This is a genomic window from Geodermatophilus obscurus (genome assembly GCF_900115395.1).
GTDB classification, from domain to species: Bacteria; Actinomycetota; Actinomycetes; order Mycobacteriales; family Geodermatophilaceae; genus Geodermatophilus; species Geodermatophilus obscurus_B.
On record NZ_FOWE01000001.1, the window covers coordinates 66,603 to 89,389 of the forward strand.

A 22,787-nucleotide genomic window follows, 5' to 3' on the forward strand; every position below is an offset into this window, starting at 1 on the left:
GGCGCGGACGGCGCCGTTCCGGGCCACCATGACGACCCTGACCGCAGTGCAGCGGAGAGGGGTCGTCATGAGGGGTGCAGCGCGGGCCGCGGTGGCCGGACTGGGCGCGGTGGCGGCGGTGGCCGCGCGGGACCTGCTGCAGCGGGAGCACACCCTGCTGCGCAACTTCCCGGTGCTCGGCCACGCCCGTTACCTGCTGGAGTCGATCGGCCCGGAGCTACGGCAGTACCTGGTCGCCGGTGACAACGAGGAGCGGCCGTTCACGCGCGACCAGCGCCGGTGGGTCTACGCCTCGTCGAAGGGCGAGAACAACTACTTCGGCTTCGGCACGGACAACGACCTCGAGTACACCGCCGGCTACGCGGTCATCAACCACCGCACATTCGGCCGCGCCGTCCCGCCGTCGCACCCGGCGTCGGCCGCCGACGTCTCGCTGCCGTCGGCGAAGGTGCTCGGCGGGCCGCGCGGACGCCGGCACGCCTTCCGGCCGGCGTCGGCGGTCAACGTGTCGGCGATGAGCTTCGGCTCGCTGTCGGGCGCGGCGGTGGAGGCGCTCAACCGCGGCGCGGCGCTGGCGGGCTGCCTGCACAACACCGGTGAGGGCGGGCTGTCGGTGCACCACCGGCACGGCGGCGAGCTCGTCTTCCAGCTCGGCACCGCCTACTTCGGCTGCCGCGACGACCGGGGCCGGTTCGACCTGGACCGGCTCACGGACCTCGTCGCCGGCGCGCCGGTACGGGCGCTGGAGATCAAGCTCAGCCAGGGCGCCAAGCCCGGCCTCGGCGGGGTGCTGCCGGCGGCCAAGGTGTCGGCCGAGATCGCCGCGGCCCGCGGGGTGCCCGAGGGCGTGGACTGCGTGAGCCCGTCCCGGCACGCGGAGTTCAGCGACGTCGACAGCCTGCTCGACTGGGTGGAGCTGCTGGCCGCCGAGACCGGGCTGCCGGTGGGCATCAAGTCCGCCGTCGGGGACATGGCGTTCTGGGACGAGCTCACCGAGCTGATGGCCACCACCGGCCGCGGCGTGGACTTCGTGACCGTCGACGGCGGCGAGGGCGGCACCGGCGCGGCGCCGCTGATCTTCACCGACTCGGTGTCGCTGCCGTTCCAGCTCGGCTTCGCGCGGGTGTACTCGACCTTCGCCCGGCGCGGCCTCGCCGAGCAGGTGACCTTCATCGGGGGAGGGAAGCTCGGCCTGCCCGACAACGCGGTCGTCGCCTTCGCCCTCGGCTGCGACATGGTCAACATCGCCCGCGAGGCCATGCTGGCGATCGGCTGCATCCAGGCGCAGAAGTGCCACACCGACACCTGCCCGACCGGCGTCGCCACGCAGAACGCCTGGCTCGCGCACGGCCTGGACCCCGCGCTGAAGTCGGTGCGGCTGGCCAACTACGTCGCCACCCTGCGCCGCGACCTGCTCAAGGTGGCCGAGGCCTGCGGCGTCGAGCACCCGGGGCTGATCGACACCGGATCGGTGGAGGTGCTCACCGGCCGGACGGCGTCGACCCCGCTCGGGGAGGTCTACGGCTACGAGCCCGGCTGGGGACTGCCCTCGGCCGCCGACCGCGCGGAGATCGTCGCAATCATGACGGCCGACGCGCCCCAGGGCGGCACGGCGCCCCCGTCGGGGACCGCCGTCGGCTGAGGCATCGGAAGCTCTCCCCACGTCCCGGGGCCCGGGACGTGGGGATCGCTTCCTATGCCTGACCGCGCAGCAGGTCCTCGAAGGAGGGGACGTCGGCGAAGGGGTCGGCCGGGCGGGCGGTCGCCGGCCGGCCGGTGACGACGTCGGCCAGCTCGCCGGCCGCGCGGGTGATCCGCCGGCTCAGCTCCGCGCTGGTCCCGTCACCGCCGGCCCAATCCTCGCTCGCCGCGAACACCGCCGTCGGCACCGTCACCGCGCGCAGGTAGGCGAACAGCGGCCGCATCGCGTGCTCGAGCACCAGCGAGTGCCGGGCGGTGCCGGCGGTGGCGCCCAGGAGCACCGGCTTGCCGGTCAACGCCTCCTTCTCCAGCACGTCGACGAAGGACTTGAACAGCCCGCTGTAGGAGGCGGTGAACACCGGCGTGACGGCGATCAGCGCGTCGGCGCCGGTCACCGTCTCGACGGCGGCCCGCAGCGCCGCGTTCGGGAAGCCGGTGACGAGGGCGTCGGCGACGTCGCGGGCGTGCTCGCGCAGCTCCACGACCTCGACGGTGGCGTCCCCACCCCGCGCGCGCAGGGCGTCGACGGTCGCCGTCGTCAGCCGGTCGGCCAGCAGCCGGGTCGACGACGGGACGCCCAGGCCCGCGCTGACGACGGCGAGGGTGCGGGTGGTCATGCGGAGACCTCCTCCGGGGTGGTCTGCCGGGCGGCGACGCGCGAGGCGTGGGTGGGGGCGTCGGGGACGTGCGCCGGCTTGAGCGCGGCGAACTCGCGGCGGAGCACCGGCACGACCTCCTCGCCGAGCAGGTCGAGCTGCTCGAGCACGGTCTTCAGCGGCAGGCCGGCGTGGTCGACCAGGAACAGCTGGCGCTGGTAGTCGCCGACGTACTCGCGGAAGCCCAGGGTGCGCTCGATGACCTGCTGCGGGGAGCCGACGGTCAGCGGCGTCTCGCGGGTGAACTCCTCCAGCGAGGGCCCGTGGCCGTACACCGGCGCGTTGTCGAAGTAGGGCCGGAACTCGCGGACGGCGTCCTGGCTGTTCCTCCGCACGAACACCTGCCCGCCCAGGCCGACGATCGCCTGGTCGGCGCTGCCGTGACCGTGGTGCTCGAAGCGGCGGCGGTAGAACTCCACCATCCGCTGCGTGTGCTCCTCGGGCCAGAAGATGTGGTTGGAGAAGAACCCGTCGCCGTAGTAGGCGGCCTGCTCGGCGATCTGCGGGGACCGGATCGAGCCGTGCCAGACGAACGGCGGGACGCCGTCCAGCGGGCGCGGGGTCGAGGTGAAGCCCTGCAGCGGGGTGCGGAACCGGCCGGACCAGTCGACGACGTCCTCGGTCCACAGCCGGCGCAGCAGCGCGTAGTTCTCGACCGCCAGCGGGATCCCCTCGCGGATGTCCTGGCCGAACCAGGGGTAGACCGGGCCGGTGTTGCCGCGGCCGAGCATCAGGTCGGCGCGGCCGCCGGCGAGGTGCTGCAGCATCGCGTAGTCCTCGGCGATCTTCACCGGGTCGTTGGTGGTGATGAGCGTCGTCGACGTCGACAGCTGCAGCCGGGACGTCTGCGCCGCGACGTAGGCGAGCGTCGTGGTGGGGGAGGAGGAGAAGAACGGCGGGTTGTGGTGCTCGCCGAGGGCGAAGACGTCGAGCCCGACCTCCTCGGCCTTGCGGGCGATGGCGAGGACGGCCTGGATGCGCTCGGCCTCCGTCGGCGTGCGCCCGGTCGTCGGGTCGGTCGTGATGTCGCTGACCGTGAAGATGCCGAACTGCATCAGAACTCCACTCGTTGAGTGTTCAACCACGTGCGCTCGGCTCAACCGTGCGGCGGGCCGGTGCATTCCCGCGGGCTTCGTGACCGTGCCGAGACACCACGACTGCGTTGGGTGACCGATCCGGCACGTCCGGGTGCCCCACTCCGCAGCCCCCCGGCACCCCCCGCGTCGCCGCGTCCGGCGGCTCGTGCGGATGGGACCGTGTGATCACTCTCCCGGGTGAACCGGGGGAGGACCGGATCGGACGGGGACCGAGGGGGAACCGGGATGTCGCAGCGCGCAGGTGGCGGAGCCCAGGACGGGGTCTCCCCGGACGGGACGGCCGGGGGCGGTGGCCGGGCGCCGGGAGGCGGACTGGACGGCCTGCTCGGGACGGCGCCGGTGTTCACCGGCGCGGTGCGGGGCTACGACCGGGCCCAGGTCGACGACTACGTCACCTGGGCCGAGACCGAGGTGCTCGTCCTGCGCCGCGAGAACGACCACCTCCTCAGCCGGTTCGCCGCCAGCTCGGCGGAGCTCGACGACGCCCGCCGCCGGCTGGCGCAGGTGGCGCGCGAGCGCGTGCCCGTGCCCGGCCCAGGCGACCCGCGCACGGTCCTGCAGCGCGCCGAGCGCGAGGCCGCCGCGGTGACCGCGGCCGCCGAGGAGGAGGCCCGGCGGGTGCTGGAGGAGGCCCGCACCGAGGCCGCCGCCCGCCTGGCCGGCGTGGCCGAGATGCGCGAGGCCATCACCTCGCTGCGCGACCAGACCCGCAGCGAGGCCGCGGCCGTCATGGAGGCCGCCCGCCGCGAGGCCGCGGCGATCCGCCGGGAGGCGGCCGAGGAGCGCGAGCGGCTCGACCGGGAGGCCGCCGACGCGCGGGCCCGCGCCGACGCCGAGGCGCTCGATCGCCGTCGCGCCGTCGAGGCCGAGCTGGTGCCGCTGCGCGACGAGCGCGACGAGGCCCGGGAGTGGCTGCGCCGGCTGACCGGGCAGATCGACGACGCCCTCCGGGTGGTCGCGGGCGTGCTCCCCGACGACGTGCCGGTGCTCGCCGAGCGCCGGGAGGCGGCGGCCGGGGCGGCCGACGCCCCGCGGGAGCAGCCCGCCGCGTCCGATGCGTCGCAGGTCACGGTGCTGCACGGCCCCGGCCGCCCCGAGGTCGCCGCGGCCTCCTGACCGGCGCGGACACCGGCCGGCGCCCGCATCGCGGCGCCGGCCGGCCGCAGCCGTCGCACCGGGACCTCCCGTCCCGTGTTGTCACGGACCGGTAACGGCCTCTACCGTGACCGCGTCCGGTCGGTCGTCTCGTCCCCGTCGGGGAGCCTGACCGGACGCCGCCGAGTCGTGTCCGCACCAGCGGGCGCGAGCCGGGGACCCACCGCAGCACTGGGGTGAATCGCACCCGTCGAGCCCAGCTCGCCGGTGTGTAGGGCTCCTTCCCGCCCGAACCCGTCAGCTAACTCGGTAGGCGGCCGACGGAAGAAACGGAGAGTCTCCGCATGCCCCGCCTCCGGGCCCCCGCGGCCCGCAGGTGCAGCCGCTCGCGCGCCCGTCGCGCCCCCGCGTCCCGCTGACGCCGGCTCGCCCCTGCCCTGCCGCTCCCGGCGCGCACCGTGCCGCCGGGGGACCCGTGGACCGGACCACCCGCAGACCGCGCCGCACCGTGCGCGCGCACTCTCCCTCGGAGCACCCCACCCCCATGCCCTCCCGTTCCCGCACCGCCGCCGCCGACGCGACCCCGACCGTCGAGGTCCCCGAGACGCCCGCCCCCGGCCGGGTCCGCGCCCGGCGCGGCAGCGCGCTGCTCGGCTCGCGCCGGCCGGCCCTGCTGCTCGGCGCCGCCGCCGCCGGTGCCCTCGTCGTCGGCGTGCTGAACACCGGCAGCCCCGCGGCCTCCGCCGGCACCGACACCGTCACCGCGTCCATGAGCGTCGCCGAGCAGCTGGGCATCCCGCAGCAGCCCGCGGACGCCGTCCCCGTCGTCGAGGACGCCGACCTCGCGCCGCTGCAGGACCTCGCCGCCTCCCGCAGCCAGCGCGACGCGCAGGAGGCCACCGCCGCCCAGGCGCAGGCCGCCGCCGACCAGGCCGAGCGGGACCGCCTCGCCGCCGAGGAGGCCGCCCGCCGCGCCGCCGAGGAGGAGGCCGCGCGCGCCGCCGCCGAGGCCCAGGCCGCGGCCGAGGCCCGGGCCGCCGCGGAGGCGCAGGCCGCCGCCGAGGCCGCTGCGGCCGCGGAGGTCCCCGAGGAGGCGCCGGCGCCGGCGCCCGCGTCCGGCGGCTCGGCCTCCGGCTCCTCCTCCGCCGCGGCCCCGGCGAGCCGGGGCTCGTTCAAGGACTACGCGATGGCGAAGGTCGGCAGTGCCGAGCAGTTCTCCTGCCTGGAGAAGCTGTGGGGCAAGGAGAGCGGCTGGAACCCCGACGCGCAGAACCCGACGAGCACCGCCTACGGCATCCCGCAGTTCCTCGACTCCACCTGGGCCAGCACCGGCATCGCCAAGACCTCCGACGGTTACCGCCAGATCGACGCCGGCCTGATCTACATCGAGGAGCGCTACGGCTCGCCGTGCGAGGCGTGGGCGCACTCGCAGGCCACCGGCTGGTACTAGGAGGACCCCGGTGCCCCCCACGCCTCGCTCCACTCGGCGCGGGCCCCTGCACCGGGGCCGTACCAGCAGGTGACGGCACGGATCGTCCCGTCCGGTTTCGTCCGCGCGCACACGCAGGTGCGCCGGCCGTCGCTGGTCCCGGAGGTGCGGCTGCACGTCGCCGACGACGTCGTCGCCCTGTGGGAGGCGATGGAGGACGCCGCCGGCGGCGCCGGTGAGGACCCGCCGTTCTGGGCCGCCGCCTGGCCCGGCGGTCAGGCGCTGGCGCGCGCCGTCCTCGACGGGGCGGTGCCGGTGTCCGGGCGCCGCGTGCTCGACCTCGGGTCGGGCAGCGGGCTGGTCGCCGTCGCGGCCGTCCTCGCCGGTGCCCGGCACGTGCTCGCCAGCGACGTCGACCCGTTCTCCCGCACCGCGGTCGGTGTCAACGCGGGCCTCAACGGTGTCCGCGGCATCAGCGTCGTCGGCGACGTCCTGCACCGCGAGCCGCCGGCCGTCGACGTCGTCCTGGCCGGCGACGTCTGCTACGACCGCGAGATGACCGGCCGGGTGCTGCCCTTCCTCGACCGGGCGCGCGCCCGCGGGTGCGAGGTGCTCGTCGGCGACCCCGGCCGGCCGTACCTCCCGCACGAGCGGCTCGAGCCGGTGACCGTGCTCGACGTCCCCGAGACCGAGGGCCCCGGCGTGCGCCGGACCACGGTGTGGCGGCTGCCCTGAGCGCACGCCGGGCCGGCCGCCTGCCTGGGTAGGGTCGCCGCCGTGGCCGCCCCGCTCCCCGACGCGCCCGGCGCCGGCCGCGGGCGCCGCCCCCGCCGGACCTCCGGCGACGACCGGGAGCGCGCCATCCTCGCCACCGCCGAGGAGCTGCTCGGGCAGCGTCCGCTGAGCGACATCTCCGTCGACGACCTGGCGCGCGGCGCGGGCATCTCCCGGCCCACCTTCTACTTCTACTTCCCGTCCAAGGACGCCGTCGTCCTCACCCTGCTCGACCGCGTCGTCGAGGAGGCCCGCGCGTCCCGCGCGGCGGCGCTGCGCCGGGCCGGCGACGACGTCCGGGCGAGCTGGCGGGGGGCGCTGGAGGCCGTCCGCGACACCTTCGCCGCGCACCGCGCGCTCACCTCGGCCGCCGCCTCGCTGTTCGCCTCGAGCGCCGAGGTCCGCGCGCTGTGGTCGGAGGTCATGGAGCAGTTCGTCGCCGAGACGGCCTCGGCCATCGACGCCGAGCGGGCCCGCGGCGCCGCCCCGCCGGGGCCGCCGGCCCGTGACCTCGCGGTGGCGCTCAACTGGATGAACGAGCGCGTCATCCACGTGACCGCCTCCGGGCAGCAGCCGGCGCTGGCCGAGGACGACCTGCTCGACGTGCTGCTCACCGTGTGGCTGCGCACGGTGTACGGCGGCGACGGGCCGCGCTGACCGACGCGCTGTCGGCCGACTCGACACCGTGTCGAGTACCGTGGTGCGGGTCACCCCGGCCGGGACGAGGAGAGCCATGACGGAGACCACCACCCGCCACGTCGACGTGCTGGTCGTCGGTGCCGGCCTGTCGGGCATCGGCGCGGCCTGCCACCTGCAGCGGGAGTGCCCGGGCAAGAGCTACGCCGTCCTGGAGGCCCGCGAGGCCATCGGCGGCACGTGGGACCTGTTCCGCTACCCCGGGGTGCGCTCGGACTCCGACATGTTCACCCTCGGCTACTCCTTTCGGCCGTGGACCGACCCGAAGGCCATCGCCGACGGCGCCTCCATCCGCGAGTACGTCCGCGACACCGCCCGCGAGCACGGCGTCGACCGGCACATCCGGTTCCGCACGCGGGTGGTGGCCGCCGAGTGGTCCACCGAGGACTCGCTGTGGACGGTCACCGCCGAGCGCACCGACACGGGGGAGACGGAGACGTGGACCTGCGGGTGGCTCTCGGTCTGCTCGGGCTACTACCGCTACGACCAGGGCTTCCGGCCGGAGTTCCCCGGTGAGGAGCGCTTCGGCGGGCAGGTCGTGCACCCGCAGCACTGGCCCGAGGACCTCGACTGGGCCGGCAAGCGGGTCGTCGTCATCGGCAGCGGCGCCACCGCCGTCACCCTGGTGCCCAGCCTGGCCGCCGAGGCCGCGCACGTGACGATGCTGCAGCGGACGCCGAGCTACGTGCTGTCCCTGCCGGGCCGCGACCCGCTCGCCGAGCGGCTGCGCCGGCTGCCCACCCGCATCGCCCACCCGCTGGTCTTCTGGAAGAACGTGCTGGTCTCCACCGCGTCCTACCAGTTCAGCCGGCGCCGGCCGGAGGCGATGAAGCGGTTCCTCGCCTCGATGACGCGCAAGCAGCTGCCCGAGGGCGTCGACGTGGCCCCGCACTTCACCCCGCCCTACGACCCGTGGGACCAGCGGCTGTGCCTCGTCCCCGACGGCGACCTGTTCGCCGCGCTGCGCTCCGGGAAGGCGTCGGTGGTCACCGACCGGATCGCGGAGTTCGACGAGACCGGCATCCGGCTGGAGTCGGGCGGGCACCTCGACGCCGACGTCGTCGTCACCGCCACCGGCCTGGTCCTGCTGCCGATCGGCGGCATGCGGCTCACCGTGGACGGCCAGGACGTCGACCTGTCGCAGACGGTGTCCTACAAGGGCTTCATGGTCTCCGGCGTGCCGAACTTCGCGATGACGATCGGCTACACCAACGCCTCCTGGACGCTCAAGGCCGACCTCATCGCCCGCTACGTGTGCCGGCTGCTGACCCACCTCGACCGCAACGGCTACGCCGCGGCCACCCCGCTCGCCCCGGCCGAGGGCGGCAGCGAGCCCTTCCTCGGCCTGTCGGCCGGCTACGTGCAGCGCAGCCTCACCGCGCTGCCCAAGCAAGGCTCGCGGGCGCCGTGGAAGCTCAACCAGAGCTACCTGCGCGACCTGCTGCTCATGCGGCGCGCCCCGCTGCAGGACGAGGGCATCCGCTTCACCCGCCCGGTCCGCGAACGGACGTCGGCGCTGTCCGGCGGGCGGGCCGCCTGATGCGCCCCTACGGCTTCACCGGCACCGCCGTCGTCACCGGCGCGGCCAGCGGCATCGGCGCCGCACTCGCACCGGCGCTGGCCGCCCGCGGCAACGACCTGGTGCTCCTCGACCGCGACGCCGATCGGCTCACCGCCGTCGCGGCGTCGGTCCGGGCGGCCTTCCCGGGCCGGGCGGTCGACACCCTCGTCGCCGACCTCGCCGACGCCGGGCAGCTCCGTGACGCCGCCGACGCGCTGGTCACCGGGCACGCCGGCACGACGCTGCTGGTGAACAACGCCGGCGTGGCGCTGGGCGGGCGCTTCGACCAGGTGACCCTCGAGGAGTTCGACTGGGTCATGGACGTCAACTTCCGCGCCGCCGTCCGGCTCACCCACGCGCTGCTGCCGGTGCTGAAGGCGCAGCCCGGCTCGCACCTGGTCAACGTGTCGAGCATCTTCGGGATCATGGCGCCGGCCGGGCAGGCGGCGTACGCGTCGAGCAAGTTCGCGATCCGCGGGTTCACCGAGGCGGTGCGACACGAGCTGGCCGACGACGGTGTCGGGGTCACCAGCGTGCACCCCGGCGGGATCGCCACCCGCATCGCCGAGAGCGCCCGGGTGGGCAGCGGCGTGGACCCGGCCGAGGCCGAGGAGGGCAAGCGGGAGTTCGCGCGGTTCCTGCGCTACCCGGCCGACCGGGCTGCGGCGCGCATCGTCACCGCCGTCGAGCGCAGGCGTCCGCGGCTGCTCGTCGGCGCCAGCGCCGTCGTCCCCGACCTGCTGGTCCGGCTGGCGCCCGGCTCCTACGGGAAGCTCCTCGCCGGGGCCACCCGCCTGGCCGGTCAGCGCCGGTCCTGAGCGCGCCGGGGTGTCGGTGACCGTCCACGTCGGCACCTCGGGATGGAGCTACGACCACTGGGACGGCGTCCTCTACCCACCGGGGACGCCGCCCCGGGACCGGCTGGCCCACTACGTGCGCCGCTTCGACACCGTCGAGCTCAACGCCAGCTTCTACCGCTGGCCGCGCACCGCGACCTTCGCCTCGTGGCGGCGACGGCTGCCCGAGGGGTTCCGGCTGTCGGTCAAGGCCCCGCGCGGGCTCACCCACGCCAAGCGCCTGTACGGCCCGGAGGCCTGGGTCGAGCGGATGGCCGCGGCCTGGCACGAGCTCGGGCCCGCGCGAGCCGTGCTGCTCGTCCAGCTGCACCCGGCCGCGGCCCGCGACGACGCCCGCCTCGACCACTTCCTCGGCCTGCTGCCGGACTGGATGCGCGTGGCCGTGGAGTTCCGCCACGCCAGCTGGCACGACGAGGGGGTGTTCGCCCTGCTCGAGCGGCACGGTGCGGCCTACTGCGTCATGAGCGGCGCCGGGCTGCCCTGCGTGCTGCGGGCGACGGCGCCGTTGGTCTACGTGCGGCTGCACGGTCCCGACCCCGCGCACCTGTACGCCGGCTCCTACCCGGACGGCGACCTGCGCTGGTGGGCCGACCGGATCGGGGAGTGGGCGGCGCAGGGGCGCGACGTGTACGCGTACTTCAACAACGACGGCCACGGCCACGCCGTCCGGAACGCCGAGACGCTGCGCGCCCTGCTCGGCTGAGCAGGGGCGGCCCGGCGACGGGAGACTGGGCGCGGGTCCCGCCGGGTGCGGCGGGCACGGCCGGGGGAGGGCGCGTGAGCGAGTCCGAGGACAGGTCCCGCGACGGCGGGCTGGTGGCGCGGTCGGTCGAGGAGTTCGTCGCGCAGCTGCGCGGCTTCACCGACCGGGCCACCCGGCTGGCCGCCGGCGCCGTCCCGTCGGGGCTGTCGCTTCCCCGGCTGCCCTCGCCGCCCGGGGCCATGTCGGCGGCGCAGGTCCGGTCGATCGCGGCCTCGGTGGCGGCGCAGCGGCAGCTCATCCAGGGGCTCGACGCCCAGCTGCAGGCCTTCGACGAGCAGCTCGCCGTCTTCGAGCGGATCCTCGAGCCGCTGGTGGAGTGGAGCTCCACCTGGGCGCGGCTGGAGGAGTCCTTCGCCGACGTCGTCCGCCGCACGCCCCTCGACCGGCCGACGGATCCGGGGCCTCAGGCGTCCTCGTAGCAGGAGGTCAGCGCGGCGGTCACGAGCGGCACGTCGAGCGCCGAGGCCAGTTCCCGGCACGAGTGCATGGCCAGCATCGGCGCGCCGACGTCGACGGTCGCCACGCCCAGCCGGGTCGCCGTCAGCGGGCCGATCGTCGAGCCGCAGGGCAGGTCGGCCCGGCTGACGAACCACTGGAACGGCACGCCGGCCTCGGCGCACCGCTCGGCGAACCAGCCGGCGCCGGCCGCGTCGGTGGCGTAGGCCTGGTTGGCGTTCACCTTCACCACCGGGCCGCCGCCGAGCTGTGGGGCGTGCGCGGGCTCGTGCCGGTCGTAGCGGGTCGGGTGGACGGCGTGCGCCATGTCCGCCGACACCAGCCGGGACCGCGCCAGGGCGCGGGGCAGGGCCTGCGGGTCGCCCGGCTCGGTGACCGCGACCAGCCGGCCGACGACGTCCTCGAGGAAGCTGCCGCGTGCCCCCGACATCGAGCCGCTGCCCACCTCCTCGTGGTCGTTGGCGACGAACACCTGCGTGCGCTCGCCGGGGGCCGCGGCGACCAGCGCGGTGACACCGGCGTGACAGCTGGCCAGGTCGTCCAGCCGCGGCGCGGCGATCCACGTGCCGTCCGCGCCGGTCGTGCCGGCCGGCTGCGTGTCGGCGAGCACCAGGTCCGAGCCGACGACGTCCGCGGGCACCACCCCGGCGGCGTCGGCGAGCGCCTCGGTCAGCCCCGGCTCGGTGCCGAGGTCCTGCGACCAGACCGGGACCAGGTGCCGCTGCGGGTCGAGGGTGAGTCCCTCGCGGACGCCGCGGTCGAGGTGGATGGCCAGCGACGGCAGCCGCAGCGGCGCGCCGTCGAGCCGCACCGGCACGCTCCGGCCGCCGCGCAGCACGACCCGCCCGGCCACGGTCAGCTCGCGGTCGAGCCAGGTGTGCCACAGCCCGCCGCCGTAGGGCTCGACGCCCACCAGCCGGTAGCCGGCCTGCCGGACGTCGGAGCGCGGCCGCACGCGGAAGGTGGGGGAGTCGGTGTGCGCGCCGACCAGCCGCATGCCCACCTCCGACGCCGGGGCGCTGCCCACCCGGAAGGCGACCAAGCTGCCGGAGCGCACCACGAAGTGGGCGCCGCCGGGGGCGAGGGACCAGGCGTCGCCCTCGGCGAGCTGGGTGAAACCGGCGGCGGTCAGCCGGCGGCCGAGCTCGGCGACGGCGTGGAACGGGGAGGGCGAGGCGTCGACGAGGGCGCGCAGGTCGGCGCCGGGCGAGAGGCCGGGGGAGAGGTCGGGCACCGGCCGATTCTGCTCTCCGGCCCCCGACGGTCGTCGACCCCTCTCGTGAATGGTCATGCGAAGCCGTGCATAATCTTCCTCGTGTCCAAGGTGCTCAGGTCCCTGCCCGTCGGCGAGCGCGTCGGCATCGCCTTCTCCGGCGGTCTCGACACCTCCGTGGCCGTCGCGTGGATGCGCGACCGTGGCGCCGTCCCCTGCACCTACACCGCCGACATCGGCCAGTACGACGAGCCCGACATCGCCTCGGTGCCCGGCCGGGCCACCGCCTACGGCGCCGAGCTCGCCCGGCTGGTCGACTGCCGGGAGGCGCTGGTCGAGGAGGGCCTGGCGGCGCTGACCTGCGGCGCCTTCCACATCCGCTCCGGCGGGCGCAGCTACTTCAACACGACGCCGCTGGGCCGAGCTGTCACCGGCACGCTGCTGGTGCGCGCCATGCTCGAGGACGACGTCCAGATCTGGGGCGACGGCTCGACGTTCAAGGGCAACGACATCGAGCGCTTCTACCGCTACGGGCTGCTGGCCAACCCGGCGCTGCGCATCTACAAGCCCTGGCTGGACGCCGCCTTCGTCGAGGAGCTCGGCGGGCGGAAGGAGATGTCGGAGTGGCTGACCGCCCACGGTCTGCCCTACCGCGACAGCGCCGAGAAGGCCTACTCCACCGACGCCAACATCTGGGGCGCCACCCACGAGGCCAAGCGGCTGGAGCACCTCGACGCCAGCATCGAGATCGTCGAGCCGATCATGGGCGTCCGGTTCTGGGACCCCGCCGTCGAGATCCCCACCGAGGACGTCACGATCGGCTTCGCGCAGGGGCGGCCGGTGAGCGTCGACGGCAAGGAGTTCGACTCCGCCGTCGACCTGGTGCTCGAGGTCAACGCGATCGGTGGCCGCCACGGGCTGGGCATGTCCGACCAGATCGAGAACCGCGTCATCGAGGCCAAGAGCCGCGGCATCTACGAGGCGCCGGGCATGGCGCTGCTGCACGCGGCCTACGAGCGGCTGGTCAACGCCGTCCACAACGAGGACACCCTCGCCGCCTACCACGTCGAGGGCCGCAAGCTCGGCCGGCTGATGTACGAGGGCCGGTGGCTCGACCCCCAGGCGCTCATGCTGCGGGAGTCGCTGCAGCGGTGGGTCGGGATGGCCGTCACCGGCGAGGTGACGCTGCGGCTGCGGCGCGGGGAGGACTGGTCGGTGCTCGACACCTCCGGCCCGGCCTTCAGCTACCACCCCGACCGGCTGTCGATGGAGCGCACCGCCGACCCGGCGTTCGGTCCCGTCGACCGCATCGGCCAGCTGACCATGCGCAACCTCGACATCGCCGACTCGCGCGCCAAGCTCGAGCAGTACGCCGCGCTGGGCATGGTGGGCAGCAGCGGCGAGCGGGCCGCGATCGGCGCCGCGCAGGCCGCCGCCACCGGGCTCATCGGCGCGCTCGACCGCGGCGGTGCCGAGGCGATCGCCTCGCGGGGTGCGCCGGCCGGCGACGACGAGTGGCTCGACCGCGCCGCCATGGAGGCCGGCAACGACTGAGCCGGCGTCCCCGTGGGTGCCCGCACCGGTCGTGCTCCCGGACCAGGGGCCGTCCTCCGCCGCCTACGGGTCGGTGCGCTCGCAGGTCAGCCGCAGGTCGTCCTCCCACGGGCCGCCGTCGCGCGACATGGTCCCCCGGACGTCGAGCCGGCTCCCGTCGGCGGCGACGGTGACGACCGTGCGCTGGGCGAACCCCGCCTGGTCGCGGTGCCACGACACCTGGCCGTCGTCGACCTCGACGGTGTACCGGCGGGAGGTCGCCCGCTCGTCGAAGTAGACCATCGTGAAGGTGCCGGCGGCGTCGTCGGAGCCGATCACCGCCACCCCACTGGGGATCTCCGGCTCGTCGATCTCGGAGCGCATCAGCACGAAGGCGCCGCCCTCGTGCCACGCGAACGACGTGCGGCCGTGGAAGGTGGTCCCGGGCACCAGCGGGTGCGTGCCGGTCGTGCGCCACACGCCCACCAGCGGCGCCAGCGGTGCGAGAGCCGGGTTGGGTCGCTGCGCTTCGGAGCCGATCGCTGCCGTCATCCGCGGGATGGTCCCAGGCCGCCTCCGGGGACACCGGGGGACGGCCGGGTGACCTGCCGCGGACGGGCCCGGTCAGGTGCCGCCGCGGAGGGCGTCGACCGGCTCGATCCTGGCCGCACGGCGCGCCGGGAGGAAGCCCGCCACCAGGCCGACGACGGCGCCGAGCAGCGCGCCGCCGAGGGCGATCCGGGGATCGACCACCGGTGTCCAGTCCCGCACCACGGAGACGCCGAGGACCGCGAACACGCCGAGCGCCGCACCGATGAGGCCGCCCAGGAGACCGACGACGACCGACTCCGCGACGAACTGCCCGGCGATCTGACGCCCGGTCGCGCCGACCGCACGGCGCAGACCGATCTCGCCGACCCGTTCCACGACCGACAGCGTGGTCACGTTCGCGATGCCGACCCCGCCGGCGAGCAGCACGATCACCGACAGGACGACGAACACCTCGTTCACGTCGGCCTGCACGTCCCGCCCGAGCTCGGACCGGCCGTCCGGGGCGGCGACCTCCAGGCTGTCCGGGTCGTCGGGGGCCAGCGCCAGGGCGGCCTGGGTGCGCAGCTGGGGACCGGCCCCGACGGCGATGCGTGCCTGGGCGTCGCCGGGGGCGGGCAGGCCGAAGTCGGCACGCGCCGTCCCGGTGGGGAGGACGACCGCGCCGAGCAGCTCCGCGCGGGCGTCGACCGAGGCGAGGACGCCGACCACGGCGTAGTCGACGCCGTCGATGAACACCGAGGGCTGGGTGTCGACCCGGACGACCCCCAGCCGATCGGCGACCCGGGCGCCCAGGACCGCCACCCGGTCGGCCCGGCGGTCGTGTCCGGCGTCGAAGAAGCGGCCGGTGGACAGCTGCCCGCCCAGGGTGTCGAGCAGCTCGCCGGAGGCCGCGTAGACGGGGGGAGGGGCGCTCGGCGGTTGCGACGGGTCGTTCACCGGCACCGTCGTGACCACCGCGTCCGGCAGCGGCACCTCCGCCAGCAGCGCCGCCGACTCGATCCCGGCGAGCCGCTCCAGCCGGGGGACGGCGTCCCAGGGCAGCGCCGTCGCCGCGACGGTCGTCCCGCCGCCGGTGCTCGCCGTCCGCGGGGTGACGACGAGCTGGGTGACGGCGTCGGCGTCGAACTGGCGGGCGATCTGGGCGGCGGCGGTCTGGGCCAGGCCGATGGTGGCGACCAGCGCGGTGACGCCCAGCACGGTGCCGAGGATCGTCATCACCAGGCGCCCGGGCCGGGAGCCGATGTCCGCGGTGGCCTCACCGAGCAGGTCGGTGAGGCGGAACCGGTCGGCCGGCGCGACCGGCGGGCTGCCGGGAGTCGGGACCGGCCGGGGGGAGCGACGCAGCCGGGCCGGCCGGCGGAGGCGGGAGGGGCGCCGCGGACGGGACGGCGGGGCGGCCAGGCCCGTCACGCCGCCTCGCCCACGCGGCCGTCGGTCAGCCGGATGCGCCGCGAGGCCCGCCGCGCGACGTCGGCGTCGTGGGTGATGACCACCAGCGTCAGCCCGCCGGTGTGCAGCTCCTCGAACAGGGCCATGATCCCCGCCGACGTGGCCTGGTCGAGGTTGCCGGTCGGCTCGTCGGCCAGGAGCACTCGCGGGCGCGAGGCCACGGCGCGGGCCACGGCGACCCGCTGGCGTTCCCCTCCGGAGAGGGTGCCGGGCAGGAAGTCGATGCGGTGGCCGAGGCCCACCCGCTCCAGGGCCTCCCGTGCCCGGGGCTCCCGCTCGGCGCGCGGCGTGCCGTTGTAGAGCATGGGCAGCAGCACGTTCTCCAGCACGCTGCGCCGGGACATCAGGTGGAAGGCCTGGAACACGAAGCCGAGGTGCCGGGCGCGTAGGGCGGCCCGCTCGTCCTCGTCGAGCGCCCCGGTCAGCACGCCGCCTAGCCGGTACTCGCCGACCGTGGGCCGGTCGAGCAACCCGAGGACGTTGAGCATCGTGGACTTCCCCGACCCGCTGGGTCCGGTGACGGAGACGTACTCGCCGTCGGCCACGGACAGGCTGACGCCCTTGAGCGCCTGCACCTCCGGCGGCCCCGGGAACGAGCGGGTGACGTCCCGGAGCTCGATGGCCGGGACGGCGACCGCCGTCGGCTCGGTCACCGGGTCGGCGACCGGCGCCGGAGGGCCCGCCGTCACCGGCCGACCACCACGAGGTCGCCCTCGGCGAGGTCGCCGTCCGCCGGCCGGACCTCGACGGCGCCGTCGGCGGCCAGCCCGGTCTCGACGTCGACGATGCGGGTCTCGGCGCGGGCGCCGTCCCGTGGGTCGCCCTCGACCACCTCGACCCGGGACTCACCGCCGGGACCCGCGCTCAGCGCGGCGAGGGGCACGGACAGCACCTCGCCGTCCGTCGCACCCACCGGGATCCCGACGCGCACGTTGGCGCCCTGCAGCTCGGTCACCTGCTCGGGGGCGAGCGGGGCCGGCTCGAGCTGCACGGTCCACCGTGCCTCCTCGCCCTCGCCCGGGGTGACCTCGGTGATCGTGGCGGCGTGCTCGGTGCCGTCGGGCAGGTCGAAGGCAGCTGTCATGCCCGGGGTGAGCAGCCGGGCGTCCGCGACGGCCACGGTGCCCGACAGGGTGAGCGTGGCTCCCGAGACGGTCATCGCCGCGCCCTGGAGCACCGCGCCGCGGCGCGCCTCCACCGCGTCCACCCGGCGCGGGAGCTGGGTGAGGTAGAGGACCTCTCCGGCGGGCAGTGCCGGCAGGGCGGCCTCCCGCGCCCGGGTCAGTTCCTCGCGTGCCCGGGTGAGCTGGTCCTGGGCGGCGGACAGCTGGGCCCGCTGCGCCGTGGTGTCGGCCGGGGCGTCGAGCTCCTGGCGCCGCAGCTCGGCGAGGGCCAGGACGTCCCGCAGGTCACCGATCGTCACCGGGTCGTCAGGGGTGGCTGCGAGGGCGGCGTCCAGGGCCCGCCGCGCACTGGCGACGGCGTTGTCCGCCTCCCGGACCTCGACGGCCGACGGGCCGCTGCGGGCGCCGGTCAGCTCGGCCTGCGCGGCCGCGACGGCCTGTTCGGCGCCCCGCACGGCGTCCTGCGCTGCCAGCACGCCGCCCTCGGAACCCTCCTCGGGAGGCGGGGGCGGGTAGCCGGCCTGGGCGTACAGCGCGGTGACCGCGGCGGCCGCGGTCTGGTCGAACACGTCGTCCGCGGGGTCGCCGGCGTCGAGGCCGACGGCGCGCACGGCCTCCTTGAACTGGACGACGTCGGGTCCGGAGACCCCGACGCGCAGCGCGCGGTAGGCCGGTAGCTCGCCGGGCAGCACGACGACCGGACGTCCGGCGATCTCCAGGGCCACCTCCAGCGCGTCGAGCTCGGAGCCGACCTCGGGTACCTGGCCGGTGACGACGGCGGGGCCGGCGACGGCGGAGGTGTCGACGGTGACCTCGACGGAGTCGGCGTACCCGATCTCGCCCCGGATGGTGACGTCGTTGCTCAGCGCTCCGAAGGCCACGGGCACGCTCACCAGACCCGGGGCCGGTGCCTCGGCCCCGGCGGTGTCCGGCGCGACCAGGAACCGGCCGGCGAGCAGTCCCGCGACCAGGGCGACGACCGCCACCGCGGCGGTGACCCACAGCGGGCGGTTGCGGTGCAGCAGCGCGAGCCAGGCCGACCGCCGGGAGGGCTCCGCCCCGGTCGGGACCGGGGGGGCGAGGTCCTCCTCGTGCGGTGCGCTCACCGTCAGTCCCGCTCCGCCGCGGCGACCAGCGCGTCCAGCTCCGCCCGGTGGTCGTCGATGAACTGCTCCTCGACCTCGCGGGTGATCTCGGTCGACCGGTCGCGGTAGTCGACCTCCTCGCGGCAGTCGAGGTCGGCCAGGGCGAGCTCCACCTCGCGCTCGGCCAGTGCGTCGAGGGCGGCCTGGTCGGGCTCGCCGGTCGGCGTGCCGTCCTCCGACGTGGCGACGTCCTCGTAGATCCCGTTCAGCTCCTCGTAGACGGAGTTCTGCGCGTCGGCCTGCGTGGCGTGACCCCCGTGACCGGCGGCCTCCATGCAGGTGACCCACTCGCCGTCGAGCTCGGTCATGCCCGGCCACGACGTCATGCCGGTGTAGAGCTCGTCGATGGCCTCGAACAGGGGCTTGAACTCCTCCGACTGCGAGAGGTCCTCACCGGAGACCTCGTGCTGGGCGGCGCCCTGGCACCCCGCGGTGGTCCAGTCGTACTCGTAGGAGCCGCCCTCGGCGAGCTCGTCCTCGTCGGGCACCGGGCCCGACAGCGCCTCGTAGAAGGCCTGCTGCTCCGACTCCGATAGGCTCGCCACGTAGTCGGCGTTGGGGTCGACGTACTCCTCCTCCGGCACCGGCTCCTCGTTGAACGGGGAGTTGACCGCCCCGTAGCCGTACTGGGCCACCCAGTCCCGGTCGTCGGGCTCGTACTCGACGTCGCTGCTGGAGACGAACGTGTCGGAGGCCGTCTGGGGCGTGTACTCGAAGCCCTGGTCCTGCATGCACCGGGCGACGAGCTCCTCGACCCGTGCCTGCTCCTCGGCGAACCGGCGTTCCTGCTCCTCGGGGGAGAGGTCGCCGCCGTACACCGCGTCGAGGTACTCCGACAGCGGCGAGGTCTGCTCGGCGGCGTCGGTGGTGCCACCGACGTCCCCGTCCGAGCCGGAGCAGCCGGACAGCAGCAGGGTCAGGGCGGCCACGGCCGCCAGCGGGGCGAGGGCGGGGCGGACGTGCACGGAGGCCTCCCGGCGGACGGTTCTGAGCGCACCGTAGGGGGCCGGAACCGCTGCGTACACCATCCCCGGAACGGACGTGGTCGGTGTCGTCCCGGGAGCTAGGCCGGCGGGCGCACGTCCGCCCGCAGGGGATGGTCAGCGGGGACCTCGACGAGCACGATCGCGACGCCGTCGGGGTCGGTGACGGTGGCCTCGCGCAACCCCCACGGCTGCAGTGCGGGCGGGGCGACGACGGGCACGCCGGCCGCCGCGAGCCGGTCCACCTCGGCGGCCAGGTCGCGCACCTGCACCCACAGCGCCGTCCCGCGCGGGCGCTCGTCGGCGTGCCCGGACACCTCGAGCAGGCCGTTGCCGAGGAAGAACACCAGCCCGCGGTGCTCCGGCGGGCCGAACTCGCGGTGGACGGCCAGCCCGAGGACGTCGCGGTAGAACGCCTGGGACCGGGCGGCGTCGGTCGGTCGCAGCAGCAGCCGGCTGCTCAGCACGTCCATGCCGCCCATCCTCGCCCGCCGCCTCCGTCGAGATCCCGCGATCTCGCTCGCTCCGCCGCCGCAGGCGGTCGAGATCACGCGATCTCGGCGGAAGCAGGCCGACGGCGCCTCCTACCCTGGGACCGTGCCACCTCCCGCCCCGCCGGCGGCGGCTCCCGCCGACCGGCGACGGGACCTGCGCGCCGACTGCTCCGCCTGCGCCGGGCTGTGCTGCGTCCTCCCGGCGTTCACCGCCTCCGCCGACTTCGCGATCGACAAGCCCGCCGGCCGGGCCTGCGTCCACCTGACCGGGGACGCCCGCTGCGGCATCCACGCCGACCTGCGGCAGCGCGGTTTCCCCGGCTGCACGGTCTTCGACTGCTTCGGCGCCGGCCAGCGGCTGGTGCAGGTCGCCGGGGTCGACCGGCCGGCCGAGGACCCGGGCGTGGCCGCGGCGTTCCCCGTCCTGCGGCAGCTGCACGAGCTGCTCTGGTACCTCGCCGAGGCGGCGGCCCTCCCGATCCCGGCGGACCTGCGCGCCGAGGTCGCGACGGCGCAGGCCCGCGCGGAGCGGCTGGCCGGCGGCGACACGGCCGGGCTCGCCGCCGTCGACACGGCCGCGGTCCGGGCCGGCGCAGGGGAGCTGCTCGGCCGGGTCAGCGCGGCGGTCCGCCGCGGCGGGCGGGACCGGCGGGGTGCCGACCTCGTGGGCGCCGACCTGCGCCGCACCGACCTGCGCCGCACCAGCCTGCGCGGCGCCTACCTCATCGGCGCCGACCTGCGCGGTGCCGACCTCACCGCCACCGACCTGCTCGGGGCCGACCTGCGGGCGGCCGACCTGCGCGGGGCGGACCTCTCCGGCGCGCTGTTCCTCACCCGCCCGCAGGTGGCCGCCGCCCGCGGCGACGCCGCCACCCGGCTGCCGGCCGTGCTGGAGCGCCCGGCGCCCTGGGCGGCCGCACCGGTCAGACCGGGTCGTCCCCGGGGCCGCCGCGGCGGCGCAGCAGGCCGGTGACGCCGGCGACCCGCGACTGCGCCTGACGGATCGTCGCGATCAGCGGCATCAGGTCCTCGTTGATCGTGCGCAGCGTGTCGGGGATCGTCTCGACCGCCGGGTCGTCGAGCACCCGGCCCACCCGCTCCAGACCCGGCTTGAGCGCCCGCACCGGCTCCTCCAGCTCGCCGACGAGGTCCTCCAGTCGTTCGGCGGTGCGCTGGGCCGAGGCGATGGCCGACGTGGCCGTCGAGGTGGCGGTGATCAGCTCGCGGACCGCGCTGTTGAGCTCGGTCAGCGTCCGCGGCAGCTGGGCCAGCGCCTCGGTCTGCGCCTGCAGCACGGAGAGCAGCTCCGAGAGGCCGGGGATCCTCGGCATGCCGAGACGGAAGGGGTCCACACCGGCAACCGTGACGCCCCCGCCGTCCGCCCCGCAAGTCAGCCCGGGAGGACCTCGCGCCACTGCCTGCCGGCGGCGCGGCCGCTGCGGACGTCGGCGAGCCCGCGCATCGCGTAGATGTCGTGCAGAGTCCCGGGCGGCAGGGTGCCGGTCAGCAGCCCGAAGACCCCGACCCCGGTCTCGAGCATCGACGGGTGCGGCGGCGGCATCCCGTTGGGCCGGACGAAGGTGATCTTCCAGCGCTGCCCGGCCGCGGTCAGCTTCAGCCCGCCGCCGAACCACCACCACGGCCAGGACACGTCGCTGACCTGCGACAGCGCCACGTCGAACACCGGGGTGTCGCTGACGAAGGTCAGCCCGCCCTGCGCCGTGGCCAGGTAGCCGGGGACGTTGCGCAGGCCCCCGATCAGCCACGCCGGCGACACCAGCGCCCCGCCCGGGAGGCTCACAGCGCCCTCAGGATGTCCTCGACGCGCTCGCGGGCGTCGCCGAAGAGCATCCGGGTGTTGGACCGGAAGAACAGCGGGTTCTGCACGCCGGCGTAGCCGGTGCTCATCGACCGCTTGAACACCACGACCGACTCCGCCTCCCACACGTGCAGCACCGGCATGCCGGCGATCGGGCTGGCCGGGTCCTCGGCGGCGGCGGGGTTGACCGTGTCGTTGGCGCCGATGACCAGCACGACGTCGGTCTTGGCGAGGTCGTCGTTGATCTCGTCCATCTCCAGGACGACGTCGTAGGGCACCTTCGCCTCGGCCAGGAGGACGTTCATGTGCCCGGGCAGCCGGCCGGCGACCGGGTGGATGCCGAAGCGGACCTGCACGCCCTTGTCGGTGAGCGTGCGGGTGAGGTCGGCGACGGCGGCCTGCGCGTGTGCCACCGCCATGCCGTAGCCGGGGGTGATGACGACCGAGTCGGCGTCGCGCAGCAGCTGGGCGACCTCCTCGGCGGTGGTCTCGGTGTGCTCGCCCTCGACGTCGCCGGAGGCGGCGGTGCTGCCCTCGTTGCCGAAGCCGCCGGCGATCACCGACAGGAAGGAGCGGTTCATCGCCTGGCACATGATGTAGCTCAGGTAGGCGCCCGAGGAGCCGACCAGCGCGCCGGTGATGATGAGCAGGTCGTTGTCGAGCAGGAAGCCCGACGCCGCGGCCGCCCAGCCCGAGTAGCTGTTGAGCATCGAGACGACGACCGGCATGTCGCCGCCGCCGATCGAGGCGACCAGGTGCCAGCCCAGCGCGAGCGCCAGCAGGGTGAGGCCGGACAGCACGGCCAGGCCCGGCGAGACCACGAACACGACGGTCAGCACGGCGAACGCCACCAGCGCGCCGACGTTGAGCGCGTTCTTGCCCGGCAGCACCAGCGGGTTGCTCCTGATCCGCCCGGACAGCTTGAGGAAGGCGACGATCGAGCCGGTGAAGGTGACCGCGCCGATGAAGACGCCGATCGCCACCTCGGCGGAGTGGATGCCCACGGGCAGGTCGAGCACCTCGGCCTCGGCGGCCGGCGCGCCCTCGACCGACAGGTAGCCGTTCCACCCGACGAGCACCGCGGCCAGGCCGACGAAGCTGTGCAGCAGCGCGATGAGCTCGGGCATGCCGGTCATCTCGACGATCCGCGCCCGCCAAATGCCGATCGCGGCACCCAGCACCATCGCGACGACGATCAGGCCGACCGTCAGCGCGTCGCCGTCGCGGGCGGCCAGGCCGATGGTGGCCACCAGGGCGACGGCCATGCCGGCCATGCCGTAGGCGTTGCCGGCCTTGGCGGTCTCGTGCCGGCTCAGGCCGGCCAGGCTGAGGACGAACAGCAGCGCGGCGACGATGTAGGCCGAGGACGCGGCGGTGGTGGCGGTCATGG

General features: G+C 75.5%; 23 protein-coding genes and 1 riboswitch. Of the genes, 11 read left to right on the plus strand and 12 right to left on the minus strand.

Annotation, left to right across the window (positions count from 1 at the left end):
• Positions 1 to 67: 67 nt before the first annotated feature.
• A complete protein-coding gene (locus tag BM165_RS00320) occupies positions 68 to 1,642 on the plus strand; it encodes an FMN-binding glutamate synthase family protein (protein WP_075011549.1) in 1,575 nt (524 codons plus the stop codon).
• A 52-nt stretch (positions 1,643 to 1,694) separates the two neighbouring features.
• Here BM165_RS00320 and BM165_RS00325 read toward each other — a convergent pair whose 3' ends face one another.
• Positions 1,695 to 2,318 (minus strand): FMN reductase, encoded by a 624-nt coding sequence (locus tag BM165_RS00325; protein ID WP_075011550.1) that lies wholly within the window; start codon positions 2,316 to 2,318, stop codon positions 1,695 to 1,697.
• Positions 2,315 to 3,412 carry an LLM class flavin-dependent oxidoreductase gene (locus BM165_RS00330; RefSeq protein WP_075011551.1) on the minus strand — a complete coding sequence of 366 codons (1,098 nt, stop codon included), beginning with the start codon at positions 3,410 to 3,412 and terminating at the stop codon, positions 2,315 to 2,317. The genes BM165_RS00325 and BM165_RS00330 overlap by 4 nt, the downstream gene beginning before the upstream one ends.
• A gap of 267 nt (positions 3,413 to 3,679) precedes the next feature.
• On the opposite strand from BM165_RS00330, the gene BM165_RS00335 reads away from it, so the two are divergent.
• From BM165_RS00335 to BM165_RS00370, 8 genes are all read left to right on the plus strand, one after another.
• A complete protein-coding gene (locus tag BM165_RS00335) occupies positions 3,680 to 4,570 on the plus strand; it encodes a DivIVA domain-containing protein (protein ID WP_075011552.1) in 891 nt (296 codons plus the stop codon).
• A gap of 149 nt (positions 4,571 to 4,719) precedes the next feature.
• A riboswitch (cyclic di-AMP (ydaO/yuaA leader) is annotated at positions 4,720 to 4,880 on the plus strand.
• 213 nt (positions 4,881 to 5,093) lie between these two features.
• Positions 5,094 to 5,999: an aggregation-promoting factor C-terminal-like domain-containing protein gene (locus BM165_RS00340; RefSeq protein WP_075012042.1), complete on the plus strand. Its 906-nt coding sequence runs from the start codon at positions 5,094 to 5,096 to the stop codon at positions 5,997 to 5,999.
• Positions 6,000 to 6,068: 69 nt separating this feature from the next.
• On the plus strand, positions 6,069 to 6,713 hold the full coding sequence (locus tag BM165_RS00345; protein ID WP_075011553.1) for a class I SAM-dependent methyltransferase: 645 nt from the start codon (positions 6,069 to 6,071) through the stop codon (positions 6,711 to 6,713).
• Between the two features lie 42 nt (positions 6,714 to 6,755).
• Entirely contained in the window at positions 6,756 to 7,409 is a 654-nt protein-coding gene (locus BM165_RS00350) for a TetR/AcrR family transcriptional regulator (RefSeq protein WP_075011554.1), read from the plus strand.
• A 76-nt stretch (positions 7,410 to 7,485) separates the two neighbouring features.
• Complete coding sequence (locus BM165_RS00355) at positions 7,486 to 8,988, plus strand: flavin-containing monooxygenase (RefSeq protein WP_075011555.1); 1,503 nt, start codon at positions 7,486 to 7,488, stop codon at positions 8,986 to 8,988.
• The gene (locus BM165_RS00360) at positions 8,988 to 9,827 is read left to right on the plus strand and encodes an SDR family NAD(P)-dependent oxidoreductase (protein WP_083426901.1); all 840 of its coding nucleotides are present in this window, start codon (positions 8,988 to 8,990) and stop codon (positions 9,825 to 9,827) included. Before BM165_RS00355 ends, BM165_RS00360 begins: the two co-directional genes overlap by 1 nt.
• Before the next feature lie 16 nt (positions 9,828 to 9,843).
• Entirely contained in the window at positions 9,844 to 10,569 is a 726-nt protein-coding gene (locus BM165_RS00365; RefSeq protein WP_075012044.1) for a DUF72 domain-containing protein, read from the plus strand.
• 74 nt (positions 10,570 to 10,643) lie between these two features.
• On the plus strand, positions 10,644 to 11,048 hold the full coding sequence (locus tag BM165_RS00370; RefSeq protein WP_075011556.1) for a hypothetical protein: 405 nt from the start codon (positions 10,644 to 10,646) through the stop codon (positions 11,046 to 11,048).
• Here the strand turns inward: BM165_RS00370 and BM165_RS00375 are convergent.
• Entirely contained in the window at positions 11,033 to 12,319 is a 1,287-nt protein-coding gene (locus tag BM165_RS00375) for a M18 family aminopeptidase (RefSeq protein ID WP_075011557.1), read from the minus strand. The two genes, BM165_RS00370 and BM165_RS00375, sit on opposite strands and share 16 nt — an antisense overlap.
• Before the next feature lie 81 nt (positions 12,320 to 12,400).
• Between BM165_RS00375 and argG the strand changes: the two genes are divergently transcribed.
• Positions 12,401 to 13,852 (plus strand): argininosuccinate synthase, encoded by a 1,452-nt coding sequence (gene argG, locus BM165_RS00380; protein ID WP_075011558.1) that lies wholly within the window; start codon positions 12,401 to 12,403, stop codon positions 13,850 to 13,852.
• 63 nt (positions 13,853 to 13,915) lie between these two features.
• On the opposite strand, the gene BM165_RS00385 is transcribed toward argG, so the two are convergent.
• The 6 genes from BM165_RS00385 to BM165_RS00410 form a co-directional block, all read right to left on the minus strand.
• Positions 13,916 to 14,383 carry a hypothetical protein gene (locus BM165_RS00385; RefSeq protein ID WP_075011559.1) on the minus strand — a complete coding sequence of 156 codons (468 nt, stop codon included), beginning with the start codon at positions 14,381 to 14,383 and terminating at the stop codon, positions 13,916 to 13,918.
• Positions 14,384 to 14,455: 72 nt separating this feature from the next.
• Positions 14,456 to 15,793: an ABC transporter permease gene (locus BM165_RS00390; RefSeq protein WP_208976589.1), complete on the minus strand. Its 1,338-nt coding sequence runs from the start codon at positions 15,791 to 15,793 to the stop codon at positions 14,456 to 14,458.
• Positions 15,790 to 16,521 carry an ABC transporter ATP-binding protein gene (locus BM165_RS00395; protein WP_083426903.1) on the minus strand — a complete coding sequence of 244 codons (732 nt, stop codon included), beginning with the start codon at positions 16,519 to 16,521 and terminating at the stop codon, positions 15,790 to 15,792. The genes BM165_RS00390 and BM165_RS00395 overlap by 4 nt, the downstream gene beginning before the upstream one ends.
• Positions 16,518 to 18,062 carry a hypothetical protein gene (locus BM165_RS00400; protein ID WP_075011560.1) on the minus strand — a complete coding sequence of 515 codons (1,545 nt, stop codon included), beginning with the start codon at positions 18,060 to 18,062 and terminating at the stop codon, positions 16,518 to 16,520. The genes BM165_RS00395 and BM165_RS00400 overlap by 4 nt, the downstream gene beginning before the upstream one ends.
• A 2-nt stretch (positions 18,063 to 18,064) precedes the next feature.
• Positions 18,065 to 19,066 (minus strand): hypothetical protein, encoded by a 1,002-nt coding sequence (locus BM165_RS24545; protein ID WP_075011561.1) that lies wholly within the window; start codon positions 19,064 to 19,066, stop codon positions 18,065 to 18,067.
• 98 nt (positions 19,067 to 19,164) lie between these two features.
• Positions 19,165 to 19,557: a VOC family protein gene (locus BM165_RS00410; RefSeq protein ID WP_075011562.1), complete on the minus strand. Its 393-nt coding sequence runs from the start codon at positions 19,555 to 19,557 to the stop codon at positions 19,165 to 19,167.
• Between the two features lie 124 nt (positions 19,558 to 19,681).
• Between BM165_RS00410 and BM165_RS00415 the strand changes: the two genes are divergently transcribed.
• Positions 19,682 to 20,551 carry a pentapeptide repeat-containing protein gene (locus BM165_RS00415; RefSeq protein WP_075011563.1) on the plus strand — a complete coding sequence of 290 codons (870 nt, stop codon included), beginning with the start codon at positions 19,682 to 19,684 and terminating at the stop codon, positions 20,549 to 20,551.
• Here the strand turns inward: BM165_RS00415 and BM165_RS00420 are convergent.
• Genes BM165_RS00420 through pntB form a run of 3 tightly spaced genes read right to left on the minus strand, consistent with a single transcriptional unit; the run spans position 20,502 to position 22,785 of the window.
• Positions 20,502 to 20,930 carry a hypothetical protein gene (locus BM165_RS00420; RefSeq protein ID WP_075011564.1) on the minus strand — a complete coding sequence of 143 codons (429 nt, stop codon included), beginning with the start codon at positions 20,928 to 20,930 and terminating at the stop codon, positions 20,502 to 20,504. The genes BM165_RS00415 and BM165_RS00420 overlap by 50 nt on opposite strands.
• Before the next feature lie 38 nt (positions 20,931 to 20,968).
• Positions 20,969 to 21,379, minus strand: coding sequence for a hypothetical protein (locus BM165_RS00425; RefSeq protein ID WP_075011565.1), 411 nt, complete (start codon positions 21,377 to 21,379; stop codon positions 20,969 to 20,971).
• Positions 21,376 to 22,785 (minus strand): Re/Si-specific NAD(P)(+) transhydrogenase subunit beta, encoded by a 1,410-nt coding sequence (gene pntB / locus BM165_RS00430; RefSeq protein WP_075011566.1) that lies wholly within the window; start codon positions 22,783 to 22,785, stop codon positions 21,376 to 21,378. The genes BM165_RS00425 and pntB overlap by 4 nt, the downstream gene beginning before the upstream one ends.
• Between the last annotated feature and the right edge of the window lie 2 nt (positions 22,786 to 22,787).